Origin of the sequence: Bradyrhizobium sp. CCBAU 051011, from assembly GCF_009930815.1 — a bacterium.
GTDB lineage: Bacteria > Pseudomonadota > Alphaproteobacteria > Rhizobiales > Xanthobacteraceae > Bradyrhizobium.
The window spans coordinates 3,692,546-3,707,022 of sequence record NZ_CP022222.1 but is presented as its reverse complement, the minus strand read 5'-3'; the positions used below and the strand labels follow the sequence as shown (position 1 = coordinate 3,707,022).

The following is a 14,477-nucleotide window of genomic DNA, read 5'->3' as shown; positions in this document are numbered from 1 at the left end:
AGCAACATCTTAGGGCGATTCGATAAAAATTGCACTTAAAGAGCTTGCGAACCGGAATCAGAGTTTGTTAACCATGTGTCTGTCAGGATCCGAATCAGTTGTTCAAAGGCGTTTTGAGTGCCGCAAGTGCGGCCGACCTGACGCCCGGAGCGGCGGACTACAAGGGGACTGGCATGCGCGTTTTGCTGATAGAAGATGACAGCGCCGTCGCGCAGTCGATCGAATTGATGCTGAAATCCGAGAGTTTCAACGTCTACACGACGGACCTCGGAGAAGAAGGCGTCGATCTCGGTAAGCTTTACGATTACGATATTATCCTTCTCGACCTTAACCTGCCCGACATGTCCGGCTACGACGTGCTCAAGCAGCTTCGGGTATCCAAGATCAAGACTCCCATTCTGATCCTCTCCGGCCTCGCCGGTATCGAGGACAAGGTCAAGGGTCTCGGCGTCGGCGCTGACGACTACATGACTAAACCCTTCCACAAGGACGAACTGGTTGCCCGCATCCACGCGATCGTGCGGCGTTCCAAGGGTCACGCCCAGTCGGTCATCCAGACCGGCGACCTCGTGGTCAATCTCGATACCAAGACGGTCGAGGTCGGCGGCCAGCGCGTGCACCTGACGGGCAAGGAATACCAGATGCTGGAGCTGCTCTCGCTCCGCAAGGGAACCACCCTCACCAAGGAAATGTTCCTCAACCACCTCTATGGCGGCATGGACGAGCCGGAACTGAAGATCATCGACGTCTTCATCTGCAAGCTGCGCAAGAAGCTCGCCAACGCCTCCGAAGGCCGCAACTTCATCGAGACCGTGTGGGGCCGCGGCTACGTGCTGCGCGAGCCGCACGAGGCGGACGAGCGCATCCCCGCCTAATCAGGGTTTACAGCGAGCCAGAAGGCTCACTCCATCCGACTGGACCCCGCCCGAAACGGCGGGGTTTTTGTTTGGGCCCGCAGCTTACCCGCGACAAATTTCGCTTCCCCCGGATTGAAACCCGCTTGGCGGTGTCTCGTAGCTGACTGAATTGTCCGCAAACGAAGGGGGAAGCCATGAAAAACGTCAGGCTGGTTGCCGCTATCGCGCTCGGGTCGGCATCGGGCGCGCTCATCGGCTATTCGGCGCTCGCCGGCGGCGACAAGGTCGCCTTCCCGGAGAATTTCGACAAGGGCACGCTCTACGCCACGGTCGATCGTTACGACAACAAGCAGTATCGCGAGCTCTTTGCGACGCCGGCAGCGGTCGATGCAGTTCGCAAGGGGCAGCCGATCCCGAGCGGCACGGTGCTGATGCTGGTGCAATACAAGGCGCAACTCGATGCGGCCGGCGAGCCGCTCAAGGATGCCAACGGCCGTTTCCAGAAGGGCGACCTTGTCGCCTACACGGTGATGGAGAAGCGCGACGGCTGGGGGACCGAGTACAAGGACGACATTCGCAACGGCGAATGGGAGTATCAGGCGTTTGGCCCGGACAAGAAGGTCAACGACAAGGCCAATTTGACGGCCTGCTTCACCTGCCACAAGCCGCATGCCGGGCAGGATTTCGTTATCTCACTGGCGGGCCTGAAGGGCACGCCCGAAGGCGCCATGGCAAAGCCCGCGCCGGGGCCCGGCGTGGTCTCGATCGCCGACTTCAAGTTCGGGCCGGAGACCGTTGTCGTCGGCAAGGGCCAGACCATCACCTGGCACAACGCCGATTCCTCACCGCACCAGGTGACGATCACCGGCCCCAAGGCCCAGCGCTCGTCGATCGCGCTGAAAGGCCAGACCACCCAGATCACCCTCGCCGATGCCGGAATCTACGACTACATCTGCGGCCTGCACCCGGCGATGAAGGGCAAGATCGAGGTCAGGGAATAGCCGACCGCGTCAAGGCTCTGGAGGATTTGCGCCCCCCCGAAATGGCGGGGTTCTTGTTGGGCAGCGGATCCTGTCAACTGGGCTATCGACAAGGCCGCCGGCAGCACTTTGCCGTGCCGTCCGGCGCAGGCCGACCGACACGGCATTCTGACAGTCAGGAGCGCGCGAGGGCGTCGAGCTTGCCTCGAAGCTCATCAATCGCCGGCTTTGCAATATCGCCAGCACCGGGCGTCGCCAGCACCTTGTCACACATCTGGTTAATCGTGGGGGTCGCGACCACAATCAGCTTTACGAGGGTGCTCCTTCCTTCAGGAGAGAGCTGCGTCGCGCGCGAGCTGACCTCATTCAATTGAGCTGTTGCCTCCCTCAGCTTGGGCAGGGCAGCCTCGGCCGATGCGGCATCGGTGATGCCGGGAAGCACGGTCCTGATGGACCCAACCGAGGAGTTGATCTGGTTCGCCAGATTCATTCCTCCGACCGTCAAATCCGTCGGCGCCGCCCCCACGGTTCCGGTCGCGGTCCGCGTCGTGGAGGGAGGCGACACCTGAGCGACCTGGTCTTCCCCTGAACGACCAAGGGCTAACCAGATGAGACCACCCAATACCACCGCCGCGACCAACCAGTACGGCCAATACGGTGCCGATGTCCTACTCGCCACCGCCGAGGCTGCCTGACCAGCCCCGTAAATGGTCCGCTCCGAAGCCTCTGCAGCTCGGCCGCCAGCCGCGCTGGCTGTCGCCGCACCGCTGCGCAAGCTTTCAGTCGCTCCGTCAATGAGACCGGCGGCACTCAACTGACCGGCGAGACCGGACGGTATTGCCGCGGCGATCTGATCCTTCTGCGAAGTGAGAAGAGACACCAGCCCACTTGCGTCAAGGCCCGTGCTGGCTTGCTGCTGACCTAGCGCACCAAGCACCAGCGGGCCAAGCATGCTGAGCATCGACTTGCTGGTGCCTTCACCGATCCCCGCGAACTTGGCTATCGTCTGTGCCATTGTGTCCAGCGTTCCGCCACCGAACAGGCCCGAAAGCATGTTCGATCCCGTTTCCGCCAGCGTGTTCTGGCCGGAACCGCCGATGAGATTCTTGAAGCTCTCAAGCGACCCGGATTGCTGTGTCAGCGTGTTGGTGAGTTGGCGTGCCCCATTAGGAGTGGAGGCAACGTCAGCGAAGCTTGCAAGGAGCGCGGGAATCGCACCCGCGATGGCTTTTTGCGCAACATTGCGATCAAGACCCAGAGCAGAAGCGATCTTCGCTATCATGTCCGGCGTGAGGCATTGCATCACTACAGAGACCAGGTTCGTGGCCATGGCGATCCTCCTGAGCAGAGTGCAGGTATTTTCTCAGGTAGTTCGTCCAGCCCGGATTGCGTCTCCAAAGTTTAATCACCTTATATTACAACCTCCCCGGGCCGATCCGAGTTCCACGAAAGCTGCCACGATTTCACCCACACCCTGCGGGCCGCGGCTGCTGCACAAGCCCTGTGAAGCTCACGAGCCAATCCCCGCCTGACCAATGACGAGCTGCAAGGCTCACTTCTCCCGACTGGACCGCGCCGCAAATGCAAGGTTTTTGTTCGGACAGAGAATTATTGGGATTGAACCCGCCGCCCCGATGCGCCGACTGACAGATCGTGCGACCCTCAGGGACGCACGAGTTGGGGCGAATTCCATGATCCTGCAATCGCTTGCCGGGCTGCCGGCGTTTCTGGTGTATTTCTGCACGGCGATCGTCGCCGTGGTGGCCTACCTCTTCGTCTACACCCGCATCACGGCGCATAACGAATTCGATCTGATCCGCGCCAATGAGCCTTCGGCCGCGATCGCGCTGGGCCTGAGCCTGCTCGGCTTCGTGCTGCCGCTGGTCAGCGCTATCACCCATTCGGCCAATGTCTGGGATTGCCTGATCTGGGCGGGCATCGCGCTGATCGTGCAGATCATCGTCTATTACCTCGTCAGGGTTCCCGTGCCGAAGCTGTCGGAGCGGATAGCGTCCGGCGAACTCGCCGCCGCGATCTGGCTTGGGCTGTCCTCGCTGGCCGCCGGCGCGCTGAACGCCGCCTGCATGGTCTACTGACCATGGCAGACAAACCAAACCAGGATTTTGGCAAGCGCAAACCGGTCTCGGTGCCGGCTTCGCCACGTCCCGTTCCGCCGCCGGCCAAGCGCTCCGGCCATGTCGCCCTTCTGTTGATGGGTACCTTTGCGGTCGGCAGTGCCGCCTACACGCTGATGCCGAGCCGCACCTGCGAGCAACCGTCGAACGCCTACGCATCGCCGACGCAAAACCCGGCCGAATGCTCGTCACGCAGTTCTTCCTCGAGCTCTGGCGGCGGCTCCGGCGGCGGATCGTCAGGACGCAGCAGCTACTACAGCAGCGACTCCTCCTCTTCCTCATCATCGAGCCATTCCTCGTACGATTCCGGGTCGCACTCGGCGCAGCGCGGCGGCTTCGGCTCGTTCGGGCACGCCATCGGCTTTTCTGGCGGCTGAATTTCATGCAACGCATCCCCTGCCCCGAACGCGACGATTGGCGTGCCACCGCCGAAGGTGTTGGATTTACCTTTCACACCATCAACGGCGAACGCTATTGGGACGAACGGGCCTATTACGCGTTCACGCTGAACGAGATCGAACGGCGGATCGAGGCACCCACCGCCGAGATCGACGCGATGTGTCTCGAACTGGTCGGCCGCGCGATCAAGGACGAAAAATATCTGCGCCGGCTGAAGATACCGGAAGCGTTCTGGCCGCTGATTTCCGAGAGCTGGCGCCGCCGTGACCCTAGCCTCTATGGCCGGCTGGACCTGAGCTATGACGGCTGGAGTCCCGCGAAACTGCTGGAATACAACGCGGACACGCCGACCTCGATTTTCGAAGCGGCGGTTTTTCAGTGGACCTGGCTCGAACAGGCGATGGAGCGCAACGTCATCCCGAAGCGCGCCGACCAGTTCAATTCAATCCATGAGCGCCTGATTGACGCCTGGAAGAAGCACGGTGGCGCCAAGCATCTGCATCTCGCGGGAATGACTGATAATCCCGAGGATGGCGGCACGCTGGCCTATCTGCAGGACACCGCGAGCCAGGCCGGCTTGAAGACCACGCTGATGGACATCAAGGACGTCGGGCTCGGCGGCGATGGCCGCTTCGTCGATCTCGAGGACCGCGCCATCGAGCTTGCCTTCAAGCTTTACCCCTGGGAATGGATGTTTCAGGACGCGTTCGGCGCGAAGCTGTCGAGCGCACCGACACGTTGGATCGAGCCGCCCTGGAAAGCGATCCTCTCCAACAAGGGCATCCTCCCCCTGCTGTGGGAGATGTTTCCGAAGCACCCCAATCTGCTGCCGGCCTATTTCGAGGACGATCCGAAGGCAACCATGCTCGGCTCCTCGTTCGTCCGCAAGCCGCTGTATTCGCGCGAGGGCGCCAACGTCGCGCTCGTCAGTGCCGGCACCACGCTGGCGGAGCAGCAGGGCCCGTATGGCGCGGAAGGATTCATCCGGCAGGCGTTCGCGTCGCTGCCGAGCTTTTCCGACCAGTATCCGGTGCTCGGAAGCTGGCTGGTCGATCACACGCCGTGCGGGCTGTCGATCCGCGAAGACGAGAACCCGATCACCGGCAACACGTCGCGCTTCGTGCCGCACGCGATTCTATAGCGCGGCGGGCATCCGAGGCACGGGCTGAAGAACGAGATCAGCGCGCTGCGGCAACCGCCCGCAAAGTTTGCGGCACCAGGGTCGACGCCCCCACCCTGATCACCGGAGCGATGTTCGGACGATAAAGTCCACGCCGATCCGGATAGGGCTTGAACGTGTTGGTAATGCCGACAACGGATTCGGCCGCGCCCAACGCCAGCACGCCATCGGGCTCCAGCATCCGGGACAGCCGCTCGAAAATGTTGGTCTTGGTGTTCTGATCGAAATAGATCAGCACGTTGCGGCAGAAGATGACGTCGAACACTCCGAGATGGGAGAAGTCCTGCAGCAGGTTGAGCTGACGATGCTGCACCATGCTGCGGAGCTCGGCGTTGATCTGCCAGAGCTCGCCGTTCTGGGTGAAATATTTCACCAGCAACTGGATCGGCAATCCGCGCTGCACCTCGAACTGGCTGAAGATGCCGGCCTTCGATTTCTCCAGCACCGCCTGCGACAGGTCGGTCGCAACGATCTCGGTGCGCCAGCCGGACAACAGCGGTCCGGCCTCCTTCAGGCACATCGCGATCGAGTACGGCTCCTGCCCTGTGGAGGAAGCCGCGCACCAGATGCGCAACGTGCGGCGGGCAGCGCGCGCCTGCACCAGCGCCGGAATCACCGTCTCCCGCATATGATCGAACGGGATCTTGTCGCGAAAGAAGAACGTCTCGTTGGTGGTCATCGCCTCGACCACCTCGGCCGTCAGCGCGCTGGCCCCGCCCTTCATCTTCTCGACGAGTTCGGAAATGCCCGGCAGGCTGGACTTGCGCGCGAGCGGCAGCAGCCGGCTTTCGACCAGATATTGCTTGTCGGCGGAAAGATCGAGCCCGGAGCGCTCTTTCAGAAGCTTACGCAGATACTCATAGTCTGAAGGCGTCACGAACGATCTCCCGAAAACAACCGAACCAGTTTGGGCGCAATCTGATTGAGCGGCAGGACTGCCGCGCAAATACCTGCATTGGCGGCCGCGCCCGGCATGCCCCACACCACGCTGGTGGCTTCGTCCTGGGCAATCACGCTGCCGCCGGCGGCGACGATCTCCTTGCCGCCGCGCATGCCGTCGGAGCCCATGCCGGTCAGGATCACCGACATGATGCTGCCCTGCCAGACGTCGATCGCGGAATTGAACAGCGGGTCCACCGCGGGTTTGCAGAAATTCACCGGCGGCCCGTCGTCGAGCGCGATCGCCGTCTCGGCGCCGTGACGCACGACCCGCATGTGGCGACCGCCCGGCGCAAGGTAGATCCGCCCGGGCTTGACGATCTCGCCGTCAACGGCCTCATGCGCCGGCCGGCGGCTTGCGCGCGCCAGATGCTCGGCGAGAATGGTGGTAAAGGTCGGCGGCATGTGCTGGGTGATCAGCACCGGAAAGCGGTCGATCACCGGCCCGATGTCGGCGACCAGCGCCATCAGCGCCTGCGGACCGCCGGTCGACGAACCGATCAGGAGCACGCGCGGCGCCAGCATGCTGAAGGACCGGCGCGCGAGCTGCAGTTGCGGAGCCGGCGCTGCGACCGGATGGGGCAATACCTCGCGTATCCGGTCGGGTGCCGGCGCCAGCGCCGGGCTCGCGGCAGGCGAGGCACGACGGCGGGCCCTGGCGCCGAGATGACGGATCTTCTGGATCAGATCGTGGTGGAAAGTCTCGGCGGCGGATGCCTCGCGGGTGCTCTCCGGCTTTGGAATATAGTCGGATGCGCCGAGCGAAAGCGCCTTGAAGCTGATCTCCGCGTTGCGGCGGGTCAGCGTCGACGCCATGATGATGACGAGGTCGCGCTTTTTCGCCAGCAGTTGCGGCAACGCCGAAATGCCGTCGAGATCCGGCATTTCGATATCGAGCACGGCAACATCCGGCTTGATACGTTCGATCTGGTTGACGGCGTCGAGACCGGTACGCAAGGAGGCGGAGACCTCCATATCCGGCTCGGCGCCGATCCAGCGCGAGATCATCCCGCGGATCACGACGGAGTCGTCGACCACCATGACGCGCAGCTTGTCCTGCCGTGTCGAGATTGGCGGCGGAGACTTCGTTAACGCAACACTCATTACTTCACCCGACCCAACTCAAGCGTACACTTACAAGAACAACGCCGAAGGCCGCTGAGCCGCCGGGATCACTAACGCGAGAGTCAGAGCAGACCGACTTCCTGGAACTTCGCGGTGACGATGTCCTTGTCGAACGGCTTCATGATGTACTCGTTGGCGCCGGCATGCAGCGCACGCGCGATGTGCGCGACGTCGTTCTCGGTGGTGCAGAACACCACCTTGGGCGCGTCGCCACCGGGCATGCGGCGCAGATTGCCGAGGAATTCGTAGCCGTCCATGACCGGCATGTTCCAGTCGAGCAAGACCGCTTCGGGCATCGCACGCTTGCAGGCTTCAAGCGCCTTCTCGCCGTCCTCGGCCTCGACGATCTGAAAGTCGAGACCTTCGAGGATGCGGCGTGCGACTTTTCGGATGACGCTCGAGTCATCGACGACCAGACATGTTTTCATTTTAGGCCTCCAATTGCACCAGATCCCAAGAGGGATGTTTTCATTCCAGCTTCGGTCTTCATGCCGCCATCAGGTCCGGCACGATTTCGAGAACGCGATCGACGTCGAGGACGACCATGAGCTGGCCGTCGAGGCGGTGCACGCCGCCGGCGAGCTTGGCCATGCGGGGATCGAGGTTGACGGGGTTTTCCTCGCAGCTGGCGTCGGGCAGCCGCAGCACCTCGCCGATCTGGTCGATCAAGAGGCCGTAGGACTCGCCGCGCAGGTCGACGCCGACCGCCATCGGCGGCTTGCCGTCGTCGTTCCTGGGCAGCCCGAGCCGGGCGCGCATGTCGACCACGGTGACGATGCGGCCGCGCAGATTGAGCACGCCGGCGATCTCGGCGGATGCCAGCGGCACCCGCGTCAGCCGTTCCGGCATGAACACGTCCTGCACCCGCGAGATCGGCAGGCCGAACAATTGTCCCCCGATCACGGCGGTGACGTATTCGGCCACGGTGCCGTCGATGGTGTCGGTCTTGGTTGTTGTCATGTGCTGGGTTCCTTAGGCCGTGCGGCTGAACTTGTTCATGCCGGGCTGAACTTGTTCATGCCGCGCGCCTGTCGTCGGCGGTCTGTTCCTTCAGCGCCGCGATCAGGCCGGGACGGTCGAACTTGGCGACATAATCGTGGAAGCCGGCCTGCCGCCCGCGCTCGATCGCCGCCGGCGACACCAGCGAGGACAACGCGATGATCGGCAGTTGGCCCAGATTGTGGTCGGCGCGGATCGTCTCGGCGAACTCGAAGCCGTTCATGTCCGGCATTTCGATGTCGGTCAGCACCACGTCGAAGTTGTAACCCGAGCGCAGCGCAGAAAGGCCTTCCTGGGCGTTGACGGCGACCCGCACCTTGTAGCCGGCGGCCTTCAAGACCGGGGCCAGCATGTTGCGGAAGAACGCGGAGTCATCGACCAGCAGCACCGACTGCGCCGTCGATGAGGCCCGCATCTCCTTGCGCGAGAACCAGTCGGCAAACGCCATCGGCAGGAAGTGGCCGACGTCGATCACCTCGGTGGCTTGGCCCTTGATCACGGCCGAGCCCAAAATGCCCTCCTGCTGGCCGGCGACCTCGATGTGCAGCCGCTCCTCGACGATGTCGATGATCTCGTCGACCACGAGCCCCATCGAGCGGCCGTCGTCGGCGAACACCAGGATCGGCTGCGAGCCCGAGGTCTGGACGCTGACCCCGTTCATCTGCACCAAGGGCATCAGCTGCTCGCGGTACTGCACCATGTGGCGGCCGTTCGAGAGCTCGATCTTGTCGGTGGCGATCTCCTCGAGCCGGGTGACGAGGCCGAGCGGCACCGCCTTGGGCTGGCTGGAGCCGGCGCGGAACACCAGCAGCGAGGTCAGCTGTTCGCCGCCGATCGCATGCGCGGCCGAGGCTTCATCGGCCATCTCATGGGCCGAGGCGCCGGAGGCGCCGAGCGCCTTGGCAATGCCGTTGGGGTCGATGATCATGATGACGGCGCCATCGCCCAGAATGGTGTTGCCGGAGAACATGTCGATGTGCCGCAGTTTGGTCGACATCGGCTTGACCACGATTTCTTCGGTGTGGAACACGCCGTCGACCACGATGCCGAAGGTCTGGCTGCCCACTTGCGTCACCACGATGAAGCCGTTCTCGGGGTCGCTGGAGGAGCCGTCGTCGATCTTCAGCAGCTTCTTCAGGTGCATCAGCGGCAGCAGCTTGTTGCGCAGCCGCAAGACCGCGGTGTCCTTGATGCGCTCGATGCGGTGTTCGGAGTTGGCCCGCGCCCGGACCAGCTCGACCACCGAGAGCTGCGGGATCGCAAAGCGGTCACCGCCGGCTTCGACGATCAGGGCCGAGACGATGGCGAGCGTCAGCGGGATCTTGATGGTGACGGACGAGCCCTCGCCGGCGACCGACTTGATGTCGATGGTGCCGCCGATCTGGTCGATATTGGTGCGCACCACGTCCATGCCGACGCCGCGGCCGGAGACCGAGGTGACGGTGGCAGCGGTCGAGAAGCCCGGCGCGAAGATGAACTTGTGGATCTGGGCTTCGGTCATCTTCTCCAGCTCGGCCTCGGTGACGAGACCGTTCTGCAGTGCTTTGGCCTTGATCCGCTCGGTGTTGAGACCGCGGCCATTGTCGGCGATGCAGATGATGATGTGGCCGCCCTCGTGATAGGCGGACAGCCGGATGGTGCCCTGCTCGCCCTTGCCGCTAGCCAGCCGCTCGGCCGGGGTCTCCAGGCCGTGGTCGGCGGAGTTGCGCACCATGTGCGTCAGCGGATCCTTGATCAGGTCGAGCACCTGGCGGTCGAGCTCGGTGTCGGCGCCGTGCATCTCCAGTTCGATCTGCTTGCCGAGTTCGCCGGAGAGGTCGCGGACGATCCGCGGCAGCTTCTGCCAGGCGTTGCCGATCGGCTGCATCCGCGTCTTCATGACGCCTTCCTGCAGCTCGGCGGTGACGTTGGAGAGCCGCTGCAGCGGCACCTTGAACTCGGTGTCCTCGTTGCGGCGGGAGATTTCCAGAAGCTGGTTGCGGGTCAACACCAGCTCGGAGACCATGGTCATCAGGTGTTCGAGGGTGTCGACGTTGACGCGGATCGACTGGTTGGCGATCTTGTCGGCGACCTCGCCATCGGCCTCGACAGCGGCGGCACGCTTGGCCGGTTTGGCCTTGGCTTCCTTGGCAGCTTCCTTGACGGCAGCTTCCGGCGCGGGCGCGGCCTTGGCGACGGGCGCCGGCGCTGCTGCAACTTCGGTCTCGGTCTCGCGGAAGGCGCGCTCGAGGTCGTCGAGCGAGACTTCGCCCGGACGCAACGGGCGTTCCAGCACCTGCTCGACCAGCGTGCCCCTGGTCATCGCGGGCGGGGCCGGCGGCGCTACGGGGGCCGGCGCGGGTGCGGGTTCAGGATGCGCTTCCGCATGATGGCCGCCTTCGGCCATCGCGTGCAGCTTTTCGATCAGGTCTTCGTCGGTGCCTTCGGGCTCGGTCTCGGTGGCCTCAAGCCCGGCGAGGATTTCCTTGATGCGGTCGATCGAGGACAGGATCAGCGTCACGGCTTCGGCCTTGACCGGCATGCCGTCGCGGAATTTGCCCATCAAGGTCTCGCCGGCATGGGCGAGCGCTTCCAGCCGCGGCAGCCCCAGAAAGCCGCAGGTGCCCTTGATGGTGTGGACCAGGCGGAAGATGTTATCCAGAATCTTCGCGTCGCTCGGGTCCTGCTCGAACCGCACCAACTGATTGTCGACCGTATCCAGGCTCTCGCTGGTTTCGGTCAGGAACTCCCGCAACAAATCATCCATGAAACTGGCCTTCGCACGCAGCGGCACGCGACATCGACGCGCCTTACGGAACGAAGCCAGCTTCTATGCAAAGCGTTTAATATTGGTTGAGCAAGTGGAAAAGAACGGGATCAACAAAGAGATAAGACGGCAGAAATCAAATCTGCCGGCTGTTTTCACCGTTGATTAACCATGTTGGCGCACTTCAGGAAGCGGTAACAACCACCTTTTCGCCGTCGGGCGCGAGCGTCACGCTGAGCCCGCAGGCCTGCGCCAGCAGCCGCGTATAGTAAGGCTGCACCGCGTGTGCATCGACGGTTGCCGTCGAACTTGCGCTCAGGAGATCGGCGATGTTCTGCGGCACGCGAGCGTTCAGGCCGGAAGACGTGACGCGAAAACCCATCGTCTCGCCGTCGCCGATCGGATCGATCGTCAGCGTACCTCCGCGCGGTATAGTCTGCTGCGCGATGATCAGCATGTTCAACAGCAGCTTGACGCGGTTCTTCGGCAGCAGGAGCCGCGGCAGATTCCAGGTGATGGTGATCTTGCCATCCTCGATGTGGCCGCGTGCCATGGTCTGGGCATCGCCGAGATCGATCTGCGCGCCCGCCGATCCCGCAGCTCCAAACGCCAGGCGGCAGAACTGCAACCGGGCGGAGGCGGTCTTGGCGCTCTTGCGGATCAGATCGAGCGCGAAATCGCGATCTTCGGGCTTCGGATTGTCATCAAGCACCTCAAGCCCATTGACGATTGCGCCAACCGGGCTGATGAGATCGTGACAGACGCGCGAACACAGCAGCGCCGCAAGTTCGAGGGTATCGGGAGCCGGACCGGGAGACGAAGTGCCAGACATCATGGGTTCCTGGAAAGCCGCCTGGTCGCGAATTACCGGCGGGCCGTTACGAATCACGCGTGCCTATCGGTGATACACTGCGCAGCCCCCTGCTGCCAGCAGGGGGCGGCAATGGTAAGGCAGGACGAACAGCAATTGGGCCGAGCTCATGAATGAGGCACGTCCACCCGTGCTCGATCGCGATGCCGCAGCAAGGCTGATCGAGCCGCTGACCGAGATCGTGATCCGCGCCGGTACCGCCATCCTCGCCGTCAACCGTTCCGCCATGCAAGTCGACGGCAAGACCGACGGCTCGCCGGTAACGGAGGCCGACCTGGCGGCCGACCGAATCATCGCCGAGGGTCTTGCCCGGCTGGTGCCCGAAATACCGGCGCTATCGGAAGAGCGCACTCAATCGGCCGCGCTGCCCTACAGGGAAAGCTTCTTCCTGATCGACCCGCTCGACGGCACCAAGGAATTCGTCGCCGGGCGCAACGAATTCACCGTCAACCTGGCACTGGTGACGCAGGGGACCCCGCTGCTCGGCATCATCAGCGCGCCCGCGCTCGGCCTGATCTGGCGCGGCATGGTCGGCCGCGGCGCCGAGCGGCTGACGCTTGGCAAGGAGCTTGGCGAGTATAAGCCGCTGGTCGAACCGATACGCACCCGGCGCTGCCCGCCGCGCGGCCAGCCCTGGACGGTCGCGGTCAGCCGTTCGCATGGCGATGCCAGGAGCGAAGCCTTCATTGCGGCGAGGCCGGGCGCGGTGCGGTGCGAGCTTGGCTCGGCGGTGAAACTCGGCCGGGTGGCCGAAGGCTCCGTCGATATCTATCCGCGGCTGTCGCCGACCTCGGAGTGGGACATCGCCGCGGGCCATGCCGTCGTTGTGGCCGCCGGCGGCAGGATCACCGATTCAGCCGGCGCTTCCCTGCAATTCGGCACCGGACGGAGCGGCTTCATCGTTCCGGAATTCATCGCCTGGGGCGATCCGAACTCCGCGCCCAATCCTTGAGTCTGCCACCTACTGCGCGAGCCCGCGCTCCAGCGCCGGCCAGCGTGTCGTCGCCTCTTTCAGGAAACGCGAAGGGTCGGCCGCAAACGCGTCGCGGTTGTCCTCGCGCCCGAACAGATAGAGCCGCTGGCCCACGACGACCCAAAAGCGCGGGTTGCCCGCATAGGTGACGCCCCGCCCAAGATCGACCGGGTCGTAGCCGCCGAATTGGGGCCCGTAGATTTCCGGATGCGCGACGAAAGAGGCGCGGTTGCCCTCGTTGCGGAAACGCCAGATGGCGCCAGCGCCGCGCGCCTCGAAATCCGGCAAGCCCTGCAAGGCCATGGATTCGGTGAAATAAGCGACCGGATCGAAGCCGCCGATAGCGAGGCCGGAATAGCGGTTCACCACCACGCGCTCGGTGGTTGCCGCGCGGGCGGCCAAACCAAGGCTGAGCGCGCAAAAAAAGCTCACCAATAAGGCAAAAGCGGCCATTCCGGGGCGCAAACCGTATCTTTCCTGCCGTTGTGCCGTCATAGTTGGTGCCGATAACATGCGAGTCGAGGGGACACTGGACGCAACCTAGAGCCATGCTTGTTGGCGTCAGGTTAAGGCGGCGGCCAGAATTTCGATGCCAGGGGTTCTTTCATGACGTTTGCTTCACGCCTTGCCGCGGTGACGTTTGCCGCGCTGATGTGCTGGACAGTTCCGGCTTCGGCACAGCAGCCGCCACCGCCGGGGGGGCCTTACCCGCCGCCGCAGCGCCAGCCCGGGCCCGAGACCTTCGGGCCCGAGGAGCTGGTTTCGGCCGGGCACAAATTCTTCGGCAACGTCTCGCGGGGGCTGGCGTCCGTGATCGAGCGCGCGGTCAGTCAATGGGGCCTGCCCAACGGCTATGTGCTGGGTGAAGAAGGCTCAGGCGCCTTTGTGGCGGGCCTGCGGTATGGCGAAGGCACGCTCTACACCAAGAATGCCGGCGACTTGCGCGTCTACTGGCAGGGACCGTCGGTTGGTTTCGACTGGGGCGGCGACGGCGCGCGCACCATGACGCTGGTCTACAACCTGCCCGCCACCAACGCGATCTACCAGCGCTTCGTCGGCATCGACGGCTCCGCCTATATCGTCGGCGGCTTCGGCATGACCGCGCTGACTGCCAACAACATCGTGCTGGTGCCGATCCGCTCCGGCATCGGACTGCGGCTCGGCGCCAATGTCGGCTATCTCAAATATACCCCGCGCGCGACCTGGAACCCCTTCTGAGCCCGTCTTCAAGCATCTGCGCGCGTCTCCCCAGGTGGATTCAGGTTAACGCGGC

The 14,477-nt window shown here is 63.6% G+C and carries 15 protein-coding genes; 7 read left to right on the top strand and 8 right to left on the bottom strand.

Annotated elements, in window-relative coordinates:
- The first annotated feature begins 173 nt into the window (after positions 1-173).
- Complete coding sequence (gene ctrA, locus ACH79_RS17500) at positions 174-875, top strand: response regulator transcription factor CtrA (RefSeq protein WP_016848562.1); 702 nt, start codon at positions 174-176, stop codon at positions 873-875.
- 176 nt (positions 876-1,051) lie between these two features.
- Positions 1,052-1,858 carry a cytochrome P460 family protein gene (locus ACH79_RS17495; RefSeq protein WP_161852098.1) on the top strand — a complete coding sequence of 269 codons (807 nt, stop codon included), beginning with the start codon at positions 1,052-1,054 and terminating at the stop codon, positions 1,856-1,858.
- Positions 1,859-2,012: 154 nt separating this feature from the next.
- Here ACH79_RS17495 and ACH79_RS17490 read toward each other — a convergent pair whose 3' ends face one another.
- Positions 2,013-3,167, bottom strand: coding sequence for a DUF937 domain-containing protein (locus ACH79_RS17490; protein ID WP_161852097.1), 1,155 nt, complete (start codon positions 3,165-3,167; stop codon positions 2,013-2,015).
- Between the two features lie 361 nt (positions 3,168-3,528).
- Between ACH79_RS17490 and ACH79_RS17485 the strand changes: the two genes are divergently transcribed.
- The 3 genes from ACH79_RS17485 to ACH79_RS17475 are packed head-to-tail and all read left to right on the top strand — an operon-like array spanning position 3,529 to position 5,512.
- Positions 3,529-3,933 (top strand): DUF350 domain-containing protein, encoded by a 405-nt coding sequence (locus ACH79_RS17485; RefSeq protein WP_161852096.1) that lies wholly within the window; start codon positions 3,529-3,531, stop codon positions 3,931-3,933.
- 2 nt (positions 3,934-3,935) lie between these two features.
- A complete protein-coding gene (locus tag ACH79_RS17480) occupies positions 3,936-4,349 on the top strand; it encodes a hypothetical protein (RefSeq protein ID WP_161852095.1) in 414 nt (137 codons plus the stop codon).
- Positions 4,350-4,354: 5 nt separating this feature from the next.
- Positions 4,355-5,512: a glutathionylspermidine synthase family protein gene (locus ACH79_RS17475; protein WP_161852094.1), complete on the top strand. Its 1,158-nt coding sequence runs from the start codon at positions 4,355-4,357 to the stop codon at positions 5,510-5,512.
- A 37-nt stretch (positions 5,513-5,549) separates the two neighbouring features.
- Here ACH79_RS17475 and ACH79_RS17470 read toward each other — a convergent pair whose 3' ends face one another.
- From ACH79_RS17470 to chpT, 6 genes are all read right to left on the bottom strand, one after another.
- On the bottom strand, positions 5,550-6,428 hold the full coding sequence (locus ACH79_RS17470; RefSeq protein WP_161852093.1) for a protein-glutamate O-methyltransferase CheR: 879 nt from the start codon (positions 6,426-6,428) through the stop codon (positions 5,550-5,552).
- The gene (locus ACH79_RS17465; protein ID WP_161852092.1) at positions 6,425-7,594 is read right to left on the bottom strand and encodes a chemotaxis response regulator protein-glutamate methylesterase; all 1,170 of its coding nucleotides are present in this window, start codon (positions 7,592-7,594) and stop codon (positions 6,425-6,427) included. Before ACH79_RS17465 ends, ACH79_RS17470 begins: the two co-directional genes overlap by 4 nt.
- Positions 7,595-7,677: 83 nt before the next feature.
- Positions 7,678-8,043 (bottom strand): PleD family two-component system response regulator, encoded by a 366-nt coding sequence (locus ACH79_RS17460; protein WP_057834994.1) that lies wholly within the window; start codon positions 8,041-8,043, stop codon positions 7,678-7,680.
- Positions 8,044-8,101: 58 nt separating this feature from the next.
- Positions 8,102-8,575: a chemotaxis protein CheW gene (locus ACH79_RS17455; protein WP_161852091.1), complete on the bottom strand. Its 474-nt coding sequence runs from the start codon at positions 8,573-8,575 to the stop codon at positions 8,102-8,104.
- Positions 8,576-8,630: 55 nt separating this feature from the next.
- The gene (locus tag ACH79_RS17450; RefSeq protein ID WP_161852090.1) at positions 8,631-11,360 is read right to left on the bottom strand and encodes a hybrid sensor histidine kinase/response regulator; all 2,730 of its coding nucleotides are present in this window, start codon (positions 11,358-11,360) and stop codon (positions 8,631-8,633) included.
- 184 nt (positions 11,361-11,544) lie between these two features.
- Entirely contained in the window at positions 11,545-12,192 is a 648-nt protein-coding gene (gene chpT / locus ACH79_RS17445) for a histidine phosphotransferase ChpT (protein WP_161852089.1), read from the bottom strand.
- 148 nt (positions 12,193-12,340) lie between these two features.
- Between chpT and ACH79_RS17440 the strand changes: the two genes are divergently transcribed.
- Complete coding sequence (locus tag ACH79_RS17440; RefSeq protein WP_161852088.1) at positions 12,341-13,183, top strand: 3'(2'),5'-bisphosphate nucleotidase CysQ; 843 nt, start codon at positions 12,341-12,343, stop codon at positions 13,181-13,183.
- Between the two features lie 9 nt (positions 13,184-13,192).
- Here ACH79_RS17440 and ACH79_RS17435 read toward each other — a convergent pair whose 3' ends face one another.
- A complete protein-coding gene (locus tag ACH79_RS17435) occupies positions 13,193-13,657 on the bottom strand; it encodes a YHS domain-containing (seleno)protein (protein ID WP_246738577.1) in 465 nt (154 codons plus the stop codon).
- Positions 13,658-13,810: 153 nt separating this feature from the next.
- Between ACH79_RS17435 and ACH79_RS17430 the strand changes: the two genes are divergently transcribed.
- On the top strand, positions 13,811-14,422 hold the full coding sequence (locus tag ACH79_RS17430; RefSeq protein WP_161852087.1) for a DUF1134 domain-containing protein: 612 nt from the start codon (positions 13,811-13,813) through the stop codon (positions 14,420-14,422).
- Positions 14,423-14,477: the final 55 nt, after the last annotated feature.

What these genes read in the sequence shown, in the direction of transcription:
- ACH79_RS17430 (WP_161852087.1), top strand. Translation starts at nt 13,811, where the DNA reads ATGACGTTTGCTTCACGCCTTGCCGCGGTGACGTTTGCCGCGCTGATG.
- ACH79_RS17455 (WP_161852091.1), bottom strand. Translation starts at nt 8,575, where the DNA reads ATGACAACAACCAAGACCGACACCATCGACGGCACCGTGGCCGAATAC.
- chpT (WP_161852089.1), bottom strand. Translation starts at nt 12,192, where the DNA reads ATGTCTGGCACTTCGTCTCCCGGTCCGGCTCCCGATACCCTCGAACTT.
- ACH79_RS17495 (WP_161852098.1), top strand. Translation starts at nt 1,052, where the DNA reads ATGAAAAACGTCAGGCTGGTTGCCGCTATCGCGCTCGGGTCGGCATCG.
- ACH79_RS17465 (WP_161852092.1), bottom strand. Translation starts at nt 7,594, where the DNA reads ATGAGTGTTGCGTTAACGAAGTCTCCGCCGCCAATCTCGACACGGCAG.
- ACH79_RS17490 (WP_161852097.1), bottom strand. Translation starts at nt 3,167, where the DNA reads ATGGCCACGAACCTGGTCTCTGTAGTGATGCAATGCCTCACGCCGGAC.
- ACH79_RS17485 (WP_161852096.1), top strand. Translation starts at nt 3,529, where the DNA reads ATGATCCTGCAATCGCTTGCCGGGCTGCCGGCGTTTCTGGTGTATTTC.
- ACH79_RS17475 (WP_161852094.1), top strand. Translation starts at nt 4,355, where the DNA reads ATGCAACGCATCCCCTGCCCCGAACGCGACGATTGGCGTGCCACCGCC.
- ACH79_RS17480 (WP_161852095.1), top strand. Translation starts at nt 3,936, where the DNA reads ATGGCAGACAAACCAAACCAGGATTTTGGCAAGCGCAAACCGGTCTCG.
- ACH79_RS17460 (WP_057834994.1), bottom strand. Translation starts at nt 8,043, where the DNA reads ATGAAAACATGTCTGGTCGTCGATGACTCGAGCGTCATCCGAAAAGTC.
- ctrA (WP_016848562.1), top strand. Translation starts at nt 174, where the DNA reads ATGCGCGTTTTGCTGATAGAAGATGACAGCGCCGTCGCGCAGTCGATC.
- ACH79_RS17450 (WP_161852090.1), bottom strand. Translation starts at nt 11,360, where the DNA reads ATGGATGATTTGTTGCGGGAGTTCCTGACCGAAACCAGCGAGAGCCTG.
- ACH79_RS17435 (WP_246738577.1), bottom strand. Translation starts at nt 13,657, where the DNA reads ATGGCCGCTTTTGCCTTATTGGTGAGCTTTTTTTGCGCGCTCAGCCTT.
- ACH79_RS17440 (WP_161852088.1), top strand. Translation starts at nt 12,341, where the DNA reads ATGAATGAGGCACGTCCACCCGTGCTCGATCGCGATGCCGCAGCAAGG.